This window comes from Streptomyces sp. NBC_00386 (genome assembly GCF_036063235.1).
Lineage (GTDB): Bacteria > Actinomycetota > Actinomycetes > Streptomycetales > Streptomycetaceae > Streptomyces.
In genome coordinates this window covers 7,641,399-7,657,716 of record NZ_CP107950.1, presented here as the reverse complement: position 1 = coordinate 7,657,716, position 16,318 = coordinate 7,641,399, and the positions used below count along the sequence as shown (strand labels likewise).

Below are 16,318 nucleotides of genomic sequence, written 5' to 3'. Positions count from 1 at the left end.
TCTTACTTCTCCTCGGTACGGGTGTGGGTGACGGCGGGCTCGTTGCCGCCCAGGAGCAGGTACAGGACGGCCATGCGGATGGAGACACCGTTGGCGACCTGCTCGACGACGGTGCAGCGCTCGGAGTCGGCGACCTCCGCGGTGATCTCCATGCCGCGGACCATCGGACCGGGGTGCATCACGATGGCGTGCTCCGGCATTTTCGCCATGCGGTCGCCGTCGAGCCCGTAGCGACGCGAGTACTCGCGCTCGGTGGGGAAGAACGCCGCGTTCATCCGCTCGCGCTGCACGCGCAGCATCATCACGGCGTCGGACTTGGAGAGGGTGCTGTCGAGGTCGTACGAGATCTCGCAGGGCCAGGCCTCCACGCCGACCGGCACCAGGGTGGGCGGCGCGACGAGGGTGACCTCGGCCCCGAGGGTGTGCAGCAGGTCGACGTTGGAGCGGGCGACGCGGCTGTGCAGGACGTCGCCGACGATCGTGATGCGCTTGCCGGACAGGTCCTGGCCGATCCCGGCGTCCCGGCCGACGAGCCGGCGGCGCATGGTGAAGGCGTCGAGCAGGGCCTGCGTGGGGTGCTGGTGGGTGCCGTCGCCCGCGTTGATGACGGCGGCGTCGATCCAGTCGGAGGTGGCGAGCCGGTAGGGGGCTCCGGAGGCGCCGTGCCGGATGACGACGGCGTCGACGCCCATCGCCTCCAGGGTCTGGGCGGTGTCCTTGAGGGACTCGCCCTTGGAGACGCTCGACCCCTTGGCGGTGAAGTTGATGACGTCCGCGGAGAGGCGCTTCTCGGCGGCCTCGAAGGAGATCCGGGTGCGGGTCGAGTCCTCGAAGAAGAGGTTGACCACGGTGCGGCCGCGCAGGGTCGGCAGTTTCTTGATCGGCCGGTCGGCGACCCGGGCCATCTCCTCGGCGGTGTCGAGGATCAGGACGGCGTCGTCGCGGGTGAGGTCGGCGGCCGAGATGAGATGACGCTGCATCTGTCAGGCTCCGTAGGGAAGTTCAGGGAGGATTCGGGCATGCGGGCGCGCGGGAGCGCACGTCGCGGCACGGGCCGGAGTGCTACTGACGCTCGCCCGGGGAGGTCCGCTTGGCACCGAGCAGCACGGTGTCGCGACCGTCCTCCTCGGCGAGCTGGACCTTGACCGTCTCCCGCAACGACGTGGGGAGGTTCTTGCCGACGTAGTCGGCGCGGATGGGCAGTTCGCGGTGGCCCCGGTCGACGAGGACCGCGAGCTGCACGGCGCGCGGCCGGCCGATGTCGTTCAGCGCGTCGAGCGCGGCGCGGATAGTGCGGCCGGAGAAGAGCACGTCGTCGACGAGGACGACGAGGCGGCCGTCGATGCCGTCACCGGGGATCTCGGTGCGGGCCAGCGCACGGGGCGGGTGCATGCGCAGGTCGTCGCGGTACATGGTGATGTCGAGGGAGCCGACCGGGATCTTGCGGTCGGTGATCTCTTCGAGCTTGTCGGCCAGCCTGCGGGCCAGGAACACACCCCGGGTCGGAATGCCCAGGAGCACCACGTCGTCGGCGCCCTTGGCGCGTTCGACGATCTCGTGGGCGATGCGGGTCAGCACCCGCGCGATGTCGGGCGCCTCCAGAACGGGCCGCGCATCGGCTTCGTACTGCTGCTTGTCGTGCTCGGTGTCCATAAGAAACGGACCTCCTTCTCCGCCTCACGGGACGGATCATTAAAGGACGTCGGATTTGCGCCATCAACGGTACCAGCCCGGCAACGGACCTGATCACCCCCCTTTGAGCCACCCCCGGTGACCCCCGTGCGGGGACCGGTCGAAAATCCTTCGGCTTGACGGGGGAGAGTAACGCTGCGTAACCTCACAGTGAGTCACCAGCCGCGCGGCGGAGCCGCACGTTGATACAGCGTCCGGGGAGCTATATGTCCAGCGAATACGCCAAACAGCTCGGGGCCAAGCTCCGCGCCATCCGCACCCAGCAGGGCCTTTCCCTCCATGGCGTGGAGGAGAAGTCGCAGGGCCGCTGGAAGGCGGTCGTGGTCGGTTCGTACGAGCGCGGCGACCGCGCCGTCACCGTACAGCGTCTCGCCGAGCTGGCGGACTTCTACGGGGTTCCGGTCCAGGAGCTGCTGCCCGGCACCACTCCGGGCGGAGCCGCCGAGCCGCCGCCGAAGCTGGTCCTCGACCTCGAGCGGCTCGCGCACGTGCCGGCCGAGAAGGCGGGCCCGCTCCAGCGCTACGCGGCGACGATCCAGTCGCAGCGCGGCGACTACAACGGCAAGGTGCTGTCGATCCGCCAGGACGACCTGCGCACCCTCGCCGTGATCTACGACCAGTCCCCCTCGGTCCTGACGGAGCAGCTGATCAGCTGGGGCGTCCTGGACGCGGACGCGCGCCGCGCGGTCGCCCACGACGAGGGCTGAATCCCTTAGGACAGCTCAGCAGAAACGTGCCGCCGGGGTGGCCGGAACCTGATGGTTCCGGCCACCCCGGCGGCCGTCTGCGGGCCTGGGGAGTCGTCGGCGTACACGAACGCCGGAGGGCCCGCAGCGTGATCGCTGCGGGCCCTCCGGCGTTCGTGTACGCCCCCTTGGGGCCGTACGGCTACGGCGGTTGCTGCTGCCGGTCAGTCCTCGTCGCGGCGGAGCGACGGCTTCAGGTCCTTCAGCCGGCCCAGCAGGCCGTTCACGAACGAGGGCGACTCGTCCGTGGAGAACTCCTTCGCCAACTGCACCGCCTCGTCGAGAACCACGGCGTCCGGGGTCTCGTCGACCCAGATCAGCTCGTAGGCACCGAGGCGCAGGATGTTGCGGTCGACGACCGGCATCCTGTCCAGCGTCCAGCTGACGGCGTACTGCGCGAGCAGCTCGTCGATCCGCCGCGCCTTGGTGGCGTAGCCCTCGACCAGCTCCATCGTGTATTCGCTGACCGGCGGCTGCCGGGTGTCCGACCGGGAGTGCCGGATCCAGTCCGCGAGGACCGTCAGTACGTCCACATCGCGCTGGTCGCCCTCGAAGAGGATCTGGAAGGCGCGCTTGCGGGCCGTGTTGCGGGCAGCCACGGTTAGCTGTTCACCCGGCCGAGGTAGTCGCTGGTGCGGGTGTCGACCTTGATCTTCTCACCGGTGGTGATGAAGAGCGGGACCTGGATCTGGTGGCCGGTCTCCAGGGTGGCGGGCTTGGTGCCACCGGTGGAGCGGTCGCCCTGGACACCCGGTTCGGTCTCCTGGATGACCAGCTCGACGGCGGCCGGCAGCTCGACGAAGAGCACCTCGCCCTCGTGCTGGGCGACGCTGGCCGTGAAGCCCTCGATCAGGAAGTTGGCGGCGTCGGCGACGGCCTTGCGGTCGACCATGAGCTGGTCGTACGTCTCCATGTCCATGAAGACGAAGTACTCGCCGTCCATGTACGAGAACTGCATGTCGCGCTTGTCGATCGTGGCCGTCTCGACCTTGACGCCGGCGTTGAACGTCTTGTCGACGACCTTGCCGGAGAGCACGTTCTTCAGCTTGGTGCGCACGAAGGCCGGGCCCTTGCCGGGCTTGACGTGCTGGAACTCGACGACGGACCAGAGCTGGCCTCCGTCGAGCTTGAGCACCAGGCCGTTCTTGAGGTCGTTCGTGGAAGCCACGGTTGCGGAATCTCCTGGACTGACGTGGACGACCCCGGCGCACGCACGCAGCTCGAAAGCTAGAGCGCGAGCAGTTCCTTGGTCGTGATGGTGAGTAGCTCGGGTCCGCCGTCCGCCTCAGGGCGTACGACGAGCGTGTCATCGATCCTGACACCGCCCCGGCCCGGAAGGTGGACCCCCGGTTCGACGGTGACCGGCACGCAAGCGTCCAGTTTACCCATGGCCGCGGGGGCAAGCTGCGGGTCCTCGTCGATTTCGAGCCCGACCCCGTGTCCCGTCAGGGGCGGAAGGCCTTCGGTATGGCCCCCGGCGTCCAGTACCTGACGGGCCGCGCGGTCCACGTCCCGGTAGGCGGCGCCGGGTGCCAGTGCCTCCCGGCCGGCGCGCTGGGCGGCGAAGACGAGGTCGTACAGCTCGATCTGCCAGTCGGCGGGCGAGGTGCCGATCACGAACGTACGACCGATCTCACAGCGGTAGCCGCGGTAGGTCGCACCGAGACAGACGGAGAGGAAGTCGCCCTCCTCGACACGCCGGTCACTGGGCCGGTGGCCGCGGCGTCCCGAGTTCGGGCCGGTGCCGACCGAGGTGGCGAAGGCCGGTCCGTCTGCGCCGTGGTCGACGAGCCGGCGCTCCAGTTCCAGGGCGAGATGGCGTTCCGTGCGGCCGACGAGAATCGACTCGAGGAGTTCGCCGAGCGCCTGGTCGGCGATCTCGGCGCCGATCCGCAGCGCCGAGATCTCCTCCTCGTCCTTGATCACGCGCAGCTGCTCCACCGCGCCGCCCAGGTCGTCCAGACGCAACCGCGGCGCGACCGAGCCGAGGGCGCGGTGCCGGGTCACGGTCAGGTGGTGTTCCTCGACCGCGATGGACTCGGCGCCCTGATCGGCCGCCAGTCCGGCGGCGGCGACGGCCGGATCGCCTCCGGCACGCGGCAGCACCCGGACGTTCAGCGCCTCGTCGGGGCGCCCTTCCATGGCTTCGCCGGACGGCGGGCCGGCGCACAGCAGCATGTCCTCGTCGCTGCCGAGCAGCAGCACCGCGCCGAGCGGCGCGGCGCCGGCGAGATACCTCACGTTGGCGGGACGGGTGACGAGCGCTGTCGCGCTGCCGCCCGCCGTACAACGCTCCCGGAGCCGCTCTCTGCGGGTCGCGTACACCTCTGGCATGAACCGAGCCTACGAGCGGTGGCCGGATGTCGCCGGTTCAGAGGGCCGGACGGGTGGGTCCTGCGCCGGACGGACGGCCACGGGACCGCGGGCCGGACCGTTTCAGCACCGCGACCGGCCGAACCCTTATCTTCACCTCGGCGGGCCGAACCCTTTCACCACTGCGGCGGGCTGGCGATCGAGCGTGCCAGGACGTCGTCCAGGACGCGGGCCGTGGCCGCCACGTCGAGCTGGGAGTTGTCGATGATCGGGAGCCCGGAGCCGTACCAGCCCGCCATGCGGCCGTGGATGCGCGCGACCTCCTCGTCGCTGAGCCTGCGGTTCCCCGAGCGCTCCGCGTTGCGCTCGAGGACCACTTCCAGGCCCGGCAGGAGCACGACCGGCAGCAGCCCGGGGCCCACGTGCCGCTTCCAGCCGCCGAGGCCGACGACCGGCCGGTCCGGGAAGACGGCGTCGTCGAGGATGCACGAGATGCCGTTGGCCAGGAAGTTGCGGGCGGCGAAGCCGCAGGTGCGGCGGGCGAGACGATACTGCGCCTCGGAATGGTCGTTCCAGCCCGACTGCGGGTCGGCGAAGCCCGAGCGCACCCATTCGCGTACGTCGTCGAGGCTGATGTGCGCCGTGGGCACCCGGCGGTGGTCCGCCCAGTACTTGGCGACACTGGTCTTCCCGGCGCCCGCGGGCCCGATGAGCAGGACCGCCAGCGTGGTCGCCGCCGGGTCGGGCGCGCCCGTGGCGGGCGGCAGGCTCGGCATGGCCACCGACACACCCGGAGGCAGCCGCACATGCCCGGTGGTGTCCGGCGCGGGCGGCACCGGCGAGTGCTGCGGAGGCTGCACCGACGGGTGCTGCGGATGTTGCGGAGGCTGCACCGACGGATGCTGCGGAGGCTGCTGGGGCATCTGATGCGGTGGCAGATGATGCTGCGGCGCCTGGGCGGGTGGGGCGCCGGGCGGCACCGGCGCTCCGGCGAAGCCGGGAGCGGGCGCGGGGCCCTGCTGCCCCGGGTACTGTCCGGCCGGCGACCATCCGGCGGCCGGCCCTTGCCCCGGCTGGTGGGGCGGCGGCAGCGGAGCCCCCACTGCGTGCTGCATCCGGTGCCACTCCGTCTCGTACAGGCGATGTGCGCTGGCGGACGGGACGCCGGTCCCGTCGCTACCGAACGGTACCTTCCCCGGCCGCCGTTGTGTGAACGGCCGGGGACCGTGCGAAGTGCCCGGTGAGGAGAGGCAAACGGGCTGAGCAGGTGCTCTTCGGACCTTACGTCCTCGCCCGGCGCCGCCCGTTACTCGCCGACCTCGCCGTACGCCGCGAGCAGGACGGCCGGGTCCGGGCCCTCCAGGACGGTCGGCTTGGCCAGTCCGTCGAGGACGATGAAGCGCAGCAGGTCGCCCCGCGACTTCTTGTCGACCTTCATGTTCTCCACGAGCTTCGGCCACTGGTCGTAGCGGTAGCTCAGCGGGAGACCGACGGACTCCAGGATCGTGCGGTGCCGGTCTGCGGTCGCGTCGTCCAGCCGGCCCGCGAGACGGCCGAGTTCGGCGGCGAAATGCATGCCGACGGACACGGCGGCGCCGTGCCGCCACTTGTAGCGCTCGTTCTTCTCGATGGCGTGGGCGAGCGTGTGGCCGTAGTTGAGGATCTCGCGCAGCCCCGACTCCTTGAGGTCCCCGGAGACGACCTCGGCCTTGACCTTGATGGAGCGTTCGATCAGCTCGGCGGTGTGCGGTCCCGCGGGAGTCCGGGCCGCTTCCGGGTCGGACTCGATGAGTTCCAGGATCACCGGGTCGGCGATGAAGCCGGCCTTGATGATCTCCGCGAGCCCGGAGACGTAGTCGTTGACCGGCAGCGAGTCGAGCGCGGCCAGGTCGCACAGCACGCCCGTGGGCGGGTGGAAGGCGCCGACGAGGTTCTTGCCCTCGGCGGTGTTGATGCCGGTCTTGCCGCCGACCGCCGCGTCGACCATGGCGAGCACGGTGGTGGGGACGGCGATCCAGCGGACCCCGCGCAGCCAGGTCGCGGCCACGAATCCGGCGAGGTCGGTGGTGGCGCCTCCGCCGACGCCGACGATGACGTCGGTGCGGGTGAAGCCGGACTGGCCCAGCGCCTTCCAGCAATAGGCCGCGACCTCGGCGGTCTTGGCCTCCTCGGCGTTCGGCACCTGGATGGCGACGGTCTCGAAGCCCTGCTCCGCCAGGTCGGCGCGCAGCGCCTCACCTGTGTCGGCGAGCGCCTCGGGGTGGATCACGGCGACACGCTTGGCCCTGTCGCCGATCAGCCCGCCCAGCTCACCGAGGAGCTGACGGCCGATCAGGACCTCGTAGGGGTCGGTGCCCGCGGTGCCACCGACCTGGACACGGGTCACTGCCTCGCTCATGCTTCCTTCAACTCCAGTGCGTCGAGGACCCCTTGGGTGACCTCATCGGGGGTGCGGCCGTCGGTCGCCACGACCGCGCGGGCGACTTCGGTGTACAGGTGGCGGCGTGCCTCCATCAGCTCGCGCCACTGTCGGCGGGGGTTGACGGCGAGCAGCGGCCGGGCGGCGTTCAGGCCGGTGCGCTGCACCGCCTCCTCGACGTCCATGGAGAGATAGACGACCTGGTGACCGGCGAGCAGCGCCCGGGTGTCGGCGTCGAGGATCGAACCGCCGCCCAGCGCCAGTACACCGTCGTGCTCGGCGAGCGCCTCGCGCACCGCCCGCTTCTCGATCGCGCGGAAGGCGGGCTCGCCCTCGTCGACGAAGATGTCGGCGATGGCACGGCCCTCGGCCGCCACGATGTCGTCGTCCGTGTCCCGGTAGGCGCAGCCGAGCCGCTCGGCGACGAGCGCGCCCACCGTGGACTTGCCGACCCCCATCGGTCCGACCAGGACCAGCCGTGGGGCGGTCACCGGATGGCCAGGTTCTCGAGGTAGGACCGGACGTTGCGGCGGGTCTCGGTGACCGAGTCCCCGCCGAACTTCTCGGCCACCGCGTCCGCGAGGACGAGGGCGACCATGGCCTCGGCCACGATGCCGGCGGCCGGTACGGCGGAGACGTCGGAGCGCTGGTGGTGGGCCTTGGCGGCCTCGCCGGTGGCGACGTCGATGGTGGCCAGCGCGCGCGGCACGGTGGCGATCGGCTTCATCGCGGCGCGGACGCGCAGCAGTTCACCGGTACTCAGACCGCCCTCGGTGCCGCCGGCGCGGCCCGAGACACGGCGGATGCCCTCGGGCGTGTTGACGATCTCGTCGTGGGCCTGGGAGCCGGGCACCCGGGCCAGTTCGAAGCCGTCGCCGATCTCGACGCCCTTGATCGCCTGAATGCCCATCAGGGCACCGGCCAGCCGGGCGTCCAGCTTGCGGTCCCAGTGCACGTGCGAGCCCAGGCCCACGGGCACGCCGTACACGAGCACCTCGACCACGCCGCCGAGCGTGTCGCCGTCCTTGTGGGCCTGGTCGACCTCCGCGACCATCGCCTTCGAGGTGTCGGCGTCGAGGCAGCGCAGCGGGTCGGCGTCGAGCTTCTCGACGTCGGCCGGGGTGGGGTACACGCCCTGCGGGGCCTTCACCGAGCAGAGTTCGACAACGTGGGAGACGATCTCGATCCCGGCCGTCTCCTTCAGGTACGAGCGGGCGACGGCACCGAGCGCCACGCGGGCCGCGGTCTCGCGGGCGGAGGCGCGCTCCAGGATCGGGCGGGCCTCGTCGAAGCCGTACTTCTGCATGCCGGCGAGGTCGGCGTGACCGGGCCGCGGACGGGTCAGTGGCGCGTTGCGGGCCAGGTCGGCGAGGATCTCCGGGGCGACCGGGTCGGCCGCCATGACCTGATCCCACTTGGGCCACTCGGTGTTGCCGACCATGACCGCGACCGGGGAGCCGAGGGTGAGTCCGTGCCGGACGCCGCCGAGGAAGGTGACCTCGTCACGCTCGAACTTCATCCGGGCACCGCGGCCGTACCCGAGCCGCCGCCGCGCCAGATGGTCGCCGACCATCTCCGTCGTGATCGGCACGCCGGCGGGAAGACCCTCCAGCGTCGCGACAAGTGCGGGACCGTGGGACTCCCCAGCGGTCAGCCAGCGCAACCTGCTCAACGGTGCTCCTCATGTTGGCGCCCTGTACTGCTGCTGCGTACACGTGTCCTCGCGTACGGCGACGGCGCGACCGGGTGCGCGGCCCAGGCCCGCCATGTTCGATCCTCCCACGTCCGGAGGCGGGAACCGGCCGCAGGTCCATCAGACGGGACGGCCGGGCACGGACGACGGGCTCAGTGCGCCGCGTTCTGCCCCTGGCCCTGACCCTGGCCCGGAGCGTAGGAACCGAGGAAGTCGGCACCGCTGGGCCCGCCCTGTGCCGGTGTCCGCGGGAGCTGGTCCTGCTGCGGGGCGTACGCCCCCAGGTAGTCCGCGCCGCGTCCCTGTCCGTGCCGCGCCGCGGCGTGCACGGGCACACCCGCCCGCACGGCACGCCAGTACTGGATCTTGCGCGTGAGCTTCAGGATCCACGAGCCGAGGACGGCGAGCACGATCAGCGCGAGCACCGTGACCTGCACCCAGTCGGGCATGAACTTCAGGACGAGCTCGACGATCTCACCCTTGCCGGACGCCAGTGGCACCCCGGTGGACATGCTGGTCATGTACCTGAATCCCCCTGCCCTGCGCTCCGCCCCCTGCGGAACTCAGCGGATCTTACGGGAAGCGAGCGCGTGTTCCCCGGCTTTTCTCATGGCTCCCAGAGGGGCCGGGTGCCGCCCGGTCATCTGCTCCACCTGGAGCACCGCCTGGTGCACGAGCAGATCCAGTCCGCCGACCACCGCTCCGCCGTACGCGGACCAGCGCGCCGCGAGGTCGGTCGGCCAGGGGTCGTACAGCACGTCGAACAGGGTCGTGGGGCGCCCCGGGACGGCGGCGGCCAGCGCGTCCGTGGTCCCGGCCGGCGTCGTGGCGATCACCAGCGGCGCCCGCAGCGCCTGTTCGGCGTCGCCCCAGTCCTCGGTGCGCACCTCGATACCGAGGCGCTCGCCCCACTGCCGCATCTCGGCGGCCCGCTCCCGGCTTCGTACGTACGCGACGACCTCACCGGTGCAGATCCGGGCGAGGGCGGCCAGTGCGGAGGAGGCGGTGGCGCCGGCGCCGAGAACGGCGGCCGAGTCGACCTGCTCGATCCCCCGCTCGCGCAGCGCGGCGACCATCCCGGGGATGTCGGTGTTGTCACCGACGCGCCGCCCGTCCTCGGTGAACACGACGGTGTTGACCGCCTCGACGGAGGCGGCCGTCTCGCTGATCCCGTCGAGCAGCGGCATGACGGCCCGCTTGAGCGGCATGGTCAGCGACAGCCCGGCCCACTCCGGTCCGAGGCCCTCGACGAAAGCGGGCAGCGCCGCCTCGTCGATCTCGAAGCGGTCGTACGTCCACGCACCGAGGCCCAGTTCCCGGTACGCGGCGCGGTGCAGCACCGGCGAGAGGGAGTGCGCGATCGGCGAACCGAGCACGGCAGCCCGGCGAGCGTCAGTTGCCCGAGCTGGCATTGAATTTGTCCTTGAGCCTCTCGAACTGGGCCAGGGTCTTGGCGAATTCCGTATTGTTCTGACCGTCGGTCGCCACGAAATACATCCAGCCGTCCTTCGTGGGGTTGAACACCGCCCTGAAGGCGTCGTCGCCCGGATTGCCGATCGGACCGGGCGGCAGCCCCCTGTGGTAATACGTGTTGTACGGGTCCGGATTGCTGTTGATCTCGGACTCGCCGATGTTGATCTTACTCTGGCCCTTCAGGTAATTGAAGGTCGAGTCGAACTGCAGCTTCTGGTTGGTCTCGGTGTTGGTGATCTTCAGACGGTTGTAGACGACCTCGGCCATCTTGCGGTAGTCGTCGTGCGTCTTGCCCTCGGCCTGGACCAGGCTCGCGACCGTGACCACCTGAAGGGGGTTGTCGAGCTTGAGCGCCTTCGCCTTCGCCACGAGTCCCAACGCCGTGTACCTCTTGTTGGCCTGCGCGACCATGCCTTTCAGCACGGCCTCGGGCTTCATGCCCTTGGCGGCGGGATACGTGAGCGGGTAGAGGAACCCCTCCAGGGGGTCCTTTATGTCCTTGTTGGTGTTCGCCCAGCTCGGCAGCCCGAGGGTCTTGTACTTCTTCTTCGCGACGGCGCTCGTCGCGCCCTTGGCGAGTCCGAGCTTTTCGTCGATCTTCGCGTACACCTGGGCATTGCGGGCACCGGGAGGCACGGTCACGTTGTTCTGGCTCTTGGGGTCGAGCATCAGCTCGACGGCACTCTTGGCCGACATCCCCTTGCGCAGAATATAGGCGCCCGCCTGGATCGACTTGCCCTTGGGATTCTCCGCCTGAGCGGACACGAACGCGTCCACGCTCTTGACGACACCGGCCGCCTTGAGCTTCTGGCCAATCACATAACCGCCCTCGCCCTTGCCGATCTCGACGGGAATTTCTCCCGTACCCTCGCCGGCAAAGTCGGGGGCCGCGCCGAAACGATTCTGGTAGTAGTGGTACCCGAAATACCCGGCTCCGGCGAGACCGCCGCCGAAGACCGCGACGACCACCAGGCAGGCGCAGCCGCTGCGGCGCTTCTTGCCCTTGCCGCCGCGCTCCTTGCCGCCGCCCCGTGGTTCCTTGCGGTCCCCGCGGCCCCGGCGCTTCTTCGGGTCGTCGTCGTCCTCGTCGAGGTCGTCCTCGTCGTCGCCGCCGGCGAAGAAGGCGTGCTCGCCCTGGTCCGGTCCCGGGTCCCAGTCCGGCTCGGGTTCGGGCTCGGCACGGCGCCGGGCGGGCGGCTCGGGCGGCGGATAGGCGTCCGGGGTGTTGTAGCCGTCGGGCTGCTCAGCCGTGTACTGGCCCGCGTAGGGGTCGGCGGGGTCGGCCGCGTACGGCACCTGGGACTGTGCGCCGGTGCCGTTGTCCGCGTACTGCTGCTGCCCCTGGTTCGGGTACTGCTGCCCGCCCTGGGTGTCGTACTGCTGCTGCCCCTGGCCCGGGTACTGCTGCTGGCCCTGCCCCGGATACTGCTGCTGCCCCTGGTTCGGGTACTGCTGCCCCTGACCGTCGTACTGCTGCTGCCCCTGGTTCGGGTACTGCTGCTGGCCCTGCCCCGGGTACTGCTGCTGCTCCTGGTTCGGGTACTGCTGCTGGCCCTGGAACTGCTGGTCCTGGTACTGCTGCTGGCCCGGGTACTGACCGTGCTGGCCCTGCGGCGGGTACTGCTGGCCCTGGTACTGCTGACCCTGGCCCCAGTCGCCCTGCTGCGGATAGTGCTGCGGCTGGCCGCCGTCGTAGGCGGACTGGCCGTCGGCGGCCTGCCCGCCCCATCCGCCGTCCCCGTACAACGGGTCCTCCGGATGCCACGGTTCGGAGCCAGGGCCCCGGCCATACTCAGTCATCGATCCCCTACGAGCCGCGAGCCGGCAGCGGCCGGCTCCTATGGCCCGGCTCCCGTCCGCCTCTTTACTGTGCGACGGCTGTTCGAACACCACCGCATCGGGCGGAACGTTACCGTATCGCGATCACATGACCACTTCGACGCCCTCGCCGGGCGACTTGCCTGACACCCGTTCGGATTCCAGGGCCTGCTGAAGGATGACGACGGCTGCCGCCTGGTCGATCACGGACCGGCCCTTCTTCGACTTCACGCCCGAGGCACGCAAGCCCTGACTGGCCGTGACCGTGGTCATCCTCTCATCCACGAGCCGTACCGGAACAGGAGCGATCCCTTCCGCGAGCTCCTGGGCGAAGGCACGGACCTTGACCGCGGCGGGACCCTCGCCCCCCTTGAGGGAGCGAGGGAGTCCGACGACGACCTCGATCGGCTCGTACTCCTCGACGAGCTGCCGCAACCGGCGGTGGGCGGCCGGGATGTCACGCCCCGGGACCGTCTCCACCGGTGTCGCGAGGATCCCGTCGGGGTCGCACGAGGCGACCCCGATCCGGGCGTCCCCGACGTCGATCGCGAGCCGACGTCCTCTGCGCATGTCCGCGGCCTCTACTTGGCCGTCTCGGCGACGAGGCGCTGGACCGCGTCGATGGCCTCGCCGACGGCGGCGGGGTTCTGGCCGCCGCCCTGGGCGACGTCCGGCTTGCCGCCACCGCCGCCGCCGAGGGTCTTGGCGGCGGCGCGGACCAGTTCGCCGGCCTTCAGACCGCGCTCGCGGGCGGCCTCGTTGGTGGCGATGACCGTCAGGGGCTTGCCGCCCGCGACCGTGAACAGGGCCACCACGGCGGCGCGTCCGCCCTGGATGCGGCCGCGCACGTCGAGGACCAGCTTGCGCAGGTCGTCGGCGCCCGTGCCGTCCGGGACCTGACCGGTGACCAGGGCCACTCCGTTGACGTCCTTGGCGGACTCGACGAGACCGGCGGCGGCCTGGAGGACCTTCTCCGCGCGGAACTTCTCGATCTCCTTCTCGGCGTCCTTCAGCTTGCCGAGCATGGCGGAGATCTTCTCCGGAAGCTCCTCCGGGCGGCCCTTGACCAGTTCCTGGAGCTGGGCGACGACCGTGTGCTCACGGGCCAGGAAGTTGTAGGCGTCGACGCCGACCAGGGCCTCGATGCGCCGCACGCCGGAACCGATGGACGACTCGCCGAGCAGCTTCACCAGGCCGAGCTGGGAGGTGTTGTGCACGTGGGTACCGCCGCACAGCTCCTTGGAGAAGTCGCCGATGGTCACGACGCGGACGCGCTCGCCGTACTTCTCGCCGAACTCGGCGATGGCGCCCTGCTTCTTGGCCTCGTCGAGGCTCAGGATCTCGGCGTGCACGTCCAGGTCGCGGGCGAGCACCTCGTTGATCTGCTGCTCGACGTCCGTCATCACGGCCGTCGGGACGGCGGACGGGGAGCCGAAGTCGAAGCGGAAGCGACCGGGCTGGTTCTCGGAACCGGCCTGGGCGGCCGTCGGGCCGAGGGCGTCGCGCAGGGCCTGGTGCGTGAGGTGCGTGGCCGAGTGGGCGCGGGCGATGGCCGTGCGACGGCGTACGTCGATGGTGGCCTGGGCCTTGGCGCCGACGGTGACCTCGCCGACGTGGACGACACCCTTGTGGACGTACACACCCGGGACGGGCTTCTGGCAGTCGCGGATCTCGATGACGGCACCGGTGTCGACCCGGATGCGGCCCGTGTCACCGATCTGGCCGCCGCCCTCGGCGTAGAACGGGGTGCGGTCGAGGACGATCTCGACCTCGTCGCCCTCGGTGGCGGCCGGGGAGGAGACGCCGTCGACGAGGATGCCGACGACCGTCGACTCGGCCTCGGTGCGGTCGTAGCCGATGAAGTCGGTCTCGCCGGCGGCGTCGGCGATCTGACGGTAGGCGCCGAGGTCGGCGTGGCCGGTCTTCTTGGCGCGGGCGTCGGCCTTGGCCTTGTCCCGCTGCTCCTTCATCAGGCGGCGGAAGCCGTCCTCGTCCACCGACAGGTCCTGTTCGGCGGCCATTTCGAGGGTGAGGTCGATCGGGAAGCCCCAGGTGTCGTGGAGCAGGAAGGCCTTGTCGCCGGCGAGGACCGTGCCACCGGACTCCTTGGTGTCGGTGATGGCCGTGTCGAGGATGTTCGTGCCGGCCTTCAGCGTCTTGAGGAAGGCGGCCTCCTCGGCGAGGGCCACGGTCTCGATCCGCTGCCGGTCGCTGACCAGCTCCGGGTACTGCTGGCCCATCATCGCGATCACGACGTCGATGAGGTCCTTGACGACGGGACCGCCGGCGCCGAGCAGGCGCATGTTGCGGATGGCGCGGCGCATGATGCGTCGCAGCACATAGCCGCGGCCCTCGTTGCCGGGGCTCACGCCGTCGCCGATGAGCATCACGGAGGTGCGCATGTGGTCGGTGACCACGCGCAGCGACACATCGGAGGCGTGGGCGGCGCCGTACTCGACGCCCGTCAGCTCGGTGGCCTTCTTGATGACGGCCATGGAGGTGTCGATCTCGTACATGTTCTGCACACCCTGCAGAATCATGGCGAGGCGTTCCATGCCGAGACCGGTGTCGATGTTCTTGCTGGGCAGGTCGCCGAGGATCTCGAAGTCGTCCTTCGAGGTGCCCTCGCCGCGCTCGTACTGCATGAAGACCAGGTTCCAGATCTCCACGTAGCGCTCGTCGTTGACGGCCGGGCCGCCCTCGACACCGAACTCGGGGCCGCGGTCGTAGTTGATCTCGGAACACGGACCGCAGGGGCCCGGGACGCCCATGGACCAGTAGTTGTCCTTCTTGCCCAGGCGCTGGATGCGCTCGGCCGGGACGCCGATCTTGTCGCGCCAGATGGTCTCGGCCTCGTCGTCGTCGAGGTAGACCGTGATCCACAGACGCTCGGGGTCGAGGCCGTAGCCACCCTTGTCCTGGGGCGAGGTGAGCAGCTCCCAGGCGTAGGTGATGGCGCCTTCCTTGAAGTAGTCGCCGAAGGAGAAGTTGCCGCACATCTGGAAGAACGTGCCGTGGCGCGTGGTCTTGCCGACCTCTTCGATGTCGGGCGTGCGCACGCACTTCTGCACGCTGGTGGCGCGCGCCCAGGGAGCCTTGACCTCACCGAGGAAGTACGGCTTGAAGGGGACCATGCCGGCGGGGACCAGGAGCAGAGTCGGGTCGTCCGCGATGAGCGACGCCGAAGGGACGACGGTGTGACCGCGCTCCTCGTAGAAGCTCAACCAGCGGCGGCGGATTTCAGCCGACTCCATCAGTGGTCCTCATTCCGGTTGTACGAGTACGTCGTGTTGTCGATGTACTTGATCTGCTTGTTGTCGCCCGACTGCTCGCCGCCGCCGATCGCGGCGATGCGGCGCTGCGTGGGCAGTTCGGGATCCGGGGGCGCGTTCAGGCCGAGCACCTCGCCGAGTTCGACCTCTCGCTGGGCCATCCCGTCGCGGACGTCGAGGGCGAACTCCTTGAGCCGGTGGCCCGCGTCGATCGCCTTGTTGGCGGCCTGTGCCGCGAGGCTCTCGGGGGTCAGCTTCTTGAGCTTGCGGTTGACCTTGGTGGTGGCCCATACACCCGCGGCTGCGCCCGCGGTGAACCAGAACGTACGGCGGAACATCGCTGCGTCAGTCCTTCTTCCGCTTTCCCCGCCGCGCGGACGGGACGGTGCGGCCCACGATCACGGTACGCCGGGACGCTTTGTCGGGCACATTCTCTCGACGGCCTCCGATGGCCCGGCGCACGCCGTACCCGAACGCCGCGACCTTGACCAGCGGGCCGCCGAACGTGGAGGCGACGGTCGTCGACAGCGCCGAGGCGTTCGACGTGACCTCCTGGACGTCCGACGCGATGGCGTCGACCCGGTCGATCTGCGTCTGCGCGGAGCGCACCGCCGCCGAGGCGTCGGCCAGGAGCGGGACGGCCTGGTCGGTCACGTCCGCCACGAGCTTGGTGGTCGCCCTGAGCGTCTGGGCCAGCCTCACCAGCGCGACGGCGAGGAAGGAGACCAGGATCGCCCAGAAGACGGCCACCAGGATCCCGGCCACCTCACCACCGGACACTGTGCACCCGCTCCCTGACTGTGCGCCTGAACATCGAAAAGTCGTCACCCGAGCCTATCGCGCCGGGGCCGGGGCTCCGTACCGCATTTATCCGCTCCGGAGTGTGGAGTTG

General features: G+C 70.2%; 17 protein-coding genes. 1 reads left to right on the top strand and 16 read right to left on the bottom strand.

Annotated features, from left to right (window positions below):
* Positions 1-2: 2 nt before the first annotated feature.
* Both OG780_RS33675 and pyrR read right to left on the bottom strand, forming a co-directional pair.
* On the bottom strand, positions 3-980 hold the full coding sequence (locus OG780_RS33675) for an aspartate carbamoyltransferase catalytic subunit (RefSeq protein WP_328454563.1): 978 nt from the start codon (positions 978-980) through the stop codon (positions 3-5).
* 82 nt (positions 981-1,062) lie between these two features.
* Complete coding sequence (gene pyrR, locus OG780_RS33670; RefSeq protein ID WP_326788929.1) at positions 1,063-1,653, bottom strand: bifunctional pyr operon transcriptional regulator/uracil phosphoribosyltransferase PyrR; 591 nt, start codon at positions 1,651-1,653, stop codon at positions 1,063-1,065.
* Positions 1,654-1,898: 245 nt separating this feature from the next.
* Between pyrR and bldD the strand changes: the two genes are divergently transcribed.
* Entirely contained in the window at positions 1,899-2,399 is a 501-nt protein-coding gene (bldD, locus tag OG780_RS33665) for a transcriptional regulator BldD (protein ID WP_037621142.1), read from the top strand.
* A 203-nt stretch (positions 2,400-2,602) separates the two neighbouring features.
* Here bldD and nusB read toward each other — a convergent pair whose 3' ends face one another.
* The 14 genes from nusB to OG780_RS33595 form a co-directional block, all read right to left on the bottom strand.
* Complete coding sequence (gene nusB, locus OG780_RS33660; protein WP_328454559.1) at positions 2,603-3,037, bottom strand: transcription antitermination factor NusB; 435 nt, start codon at positions 3,035-3,037, stop codon at positions 2,603-2,605.
* Between the two features lie 2 nt (positions 3,038-3,039).
* Positions 3,040-3,606 (bottom strand): elongation factor P, encoded by a 567-nt coding sequence (efp, locus tag OG780_RS33655; RefSeq protein WP_261702763.1) that lies wholly within the window; start codon positions 3,604-3,606, stop codon positions 3,040-3,042.
* A 59-nt stretch (positions 3,607-3,665) separates the two neighbouring features.
* On the bottom strand, positions 3,666-4,772 hold the full coding sequence (locus OG780_RS33650; RefSeq protein WP_328454552.1) for an aminopeptidase P family protein: 1,107 nt from the start codon (positions 4,770-4,772) through the stop codon (positions 3,666-3,668).
* A gap of 155 nt (positions 4,773-4,927) precedes the next feature.
* The gene (locus OG780_RS33645; protein ID WP_328454550.1) at positions 4,928-5,866 is read right to left on the bottom strand and encodes a Pro-rich N-terminal domain-containing protein; all 939 of its coding nucleotides are present in this window, start codon (positions 5,864-5,866) and stop codon (positions 4,928-4,930) included.
* 191 nt (positions 5,867-6,057) lie between these two features.
* Complete coding sequence (gene aroB, locus OG780_RS33640; RefSeq protein WP_328454548.1) at positions 6,058-7,149, bottom strand: 3-dehydroquinate synthase; 1,092 nt, start codon at positions 7,147-7,149, stop codon at positions 6,058-6,060.
* Positions 7,146-7,661, bottom strand: a complete 516-nt coding sequence (locus OG780_RS33635; RefSeq protein ID WP_328454546.1) for a shikimate kinase — start codon at positions 7,659-7,661, stop codon at positions 7,146-7,148. Before OG780_RS33635 ends, aroB begins: the two co-directional genes overlap by 4 nt.
* Positions 7,658-8,842 (bottom strand): chorismate synthase, encoded by a 1,185-nt coding sequence (gene aroC, locus OG780_RS33630; RefSeq protein WP_328454544.1) that lies wholly within the window; start codon positions 8,840-8,842, stop codon positions 7,658-7,660. Before aroC ends, OG780_RS33635 begins: the two co-directional genes overlap by 4 nt.
* Before the next feature lie 173 nt (positions 8,843-9,015).
* Positions 9,016-9,384: a hypothetical protein gene (locus OG780_RS33625; RefSeq protein ID WP_328454542.1), complete on the bottom strand. Its 369-nt coding sequence runs from the start codon at positions 9,382-9,384 to the stop codon at positions 9,016-9,018.
* Between the two features lie 42 nt (positions 9,385-9,426).
* The gene (locus tag OG780_RS33620; protein WP_328454540.1) at positions 9,427-10,275 is read right to left on the bottom strand and encodes a shikimate dehydrogenase; all 849 of its coding nucleotides are present in this window, start codon (positions 10,273-10,275) and stop codon (positions 9,427-9,429) included.
* Positions 10,256-12,136: an endolytic transglycosylase MltG gene (gene mltG / locus OG780_RS33615; protein ID WP_328454538.1), complete on the bottom strand. Its 1,881-nt coding sequence runs from the start codon at positions 12,134-12,136 to the stop codon at positions 10,256-10,258. Before mltG ends, OG780_RS33620 begins: the two co-directional genes overlap by 20 nt.
* A 123-nt stretch (positions 12,137-12,259) precedes the next feature.
* Positions 12,260-12,724 carry a Holliday junction resolvase RuvX gene (gene ruvX / locus OG780_RS33610; RefSeq protein WP_328454536.1) on the bottom strand — a complete coding sequence of 155 codons (465 nt, stop codon included), beginning with the start codon at positions 12,722-12,724 and terminating at the stop codon, positions 12,260-12,262.
* A gap of 11 nt (positions 12,725-12,735) precedes the next feature.
* Complete coding sequence (alaS, locus tag OG780_RS33605) at positions 12,736-15,408, bottom strand: alanine--tRNA ligase (protein ID WP_328454534.1); 2,673 nt, start codon at positions 15,406-15,408, stop codon at positions 12,736-12,738.
* Positions 15,408-15,764, bottom strand: coding sequence for a DUF6167 family protein (locus OG780_RS33600; RefSeq protein WP_328454532.1), 357 nt, complete (start codon positions 15,762-15,764; stop codon positions 15,408-15,410). Before OG780_RS33600 ends, alaS begins: the two co-directional genes overlap by 1 nt.
* A gap of 7 nt (positions 15,765-15,771) precedes the next feature.
* On the bottom strand, positions 15,772-16,206 hold the full coding sequence (locus tag OG780_RS33595) for a DUF948 domain-containing protein (RefSeq protein WP_261702773.1): 435 nt from the start codon (positions 16,204-16,206) through the stop codon (positions 15,772-15,774).
* Between the last annotated feature and the right edge of the window lie 112 nt (positions 16,207-16,318).

Excerpts from the sequence above, each read along its gene's own strand:
- bldD (WP_037621142.1), top strand. The coding sequence starts at position 1,899 with ATGTCCAGCGAATACGCCAAACAGCTCGGGGCCAAGCTCCGCGCCATC.
- OG780_RS33600 (WP_328454532.1), bottom strand. The coding sequence starts at position 15,764 with ATGTTCCGCCGTACGTTCTGGTTCACCGCGGGCGCAGCCGCGGGTGTA.
- alaS (WP_328454534.1), bottom strand. The coding sequence starts at position 15,408 with ATGGAGTCGGCTGAAATCCGCCGCCGCTGGTTGAGCTTCTACGAGGAG.
- OG780_RS33645 (WP_328454550.1), bottom strand. The coding sequence starts at position 5,866 with ATGCAGCACGCAGTGGGGGCTCCGCTGCCGCCGCCCCACCAGCCGGGG.
- pyrR (WP_326788929.1), bottom strand. The coding sequence starts at position 1,653 with ATGGACACCGAGCACGACAAGCAGCAGTACGAAGCCGATGCGCGGCCC.
- OG780_RS33675 (WP_328454563.1), bottom strand. The coding sequence starts at position 980 with ATGCAGCGTCATCTCATCTCGGCCGCCGACCTCACCCGCGACGACGCC.
- mltG (WP_328454538.1), bottom strand. The coding sequence starts at position 12,136 with ATGACTGAGTATGGCCGGGGCCCTGGCTCCGAACCGTGGCATCCGGAG.
- ruvX (WP_328454536.1), bottom strand. The coding sequence starts at position 12,724 with ATGCGCAGAGGACGTCGGCTCGCGATCGACGTCGGGGACGCCCGGATC.
- OG780_RS33620 (WP_328454540.1), bottom strand. The coding sequence starts at position 10,275 with ATGCCAGCTCGGGCAACTGACGCTCGCCGGGCTGCCGTGCTCGGTTCG.
- OG780_RS33625 (WP_328454542.1), bottom strand. The coding sequence starts at position 9,384 with ATGACCAGCATGTCCACCGGGGTGCCACTGGCGTCCGGCAAGGGTGAG.
- aroB (WP_328454548.1), bottom strand. The coding sequence starts at position 7,149 with ATGAGCGAGGCAGTGACCCGTGTCCAGGTCGGTGGCACCGCGGGCACC.
- OG780_RS33650 (WP_328454552.1), bottom strand. The coding sequence starts at position 4,772 with ATGCCAGAGGTGTACGCGACCCGCAGAGAGCGGCTCCGGGAGCGTTGT.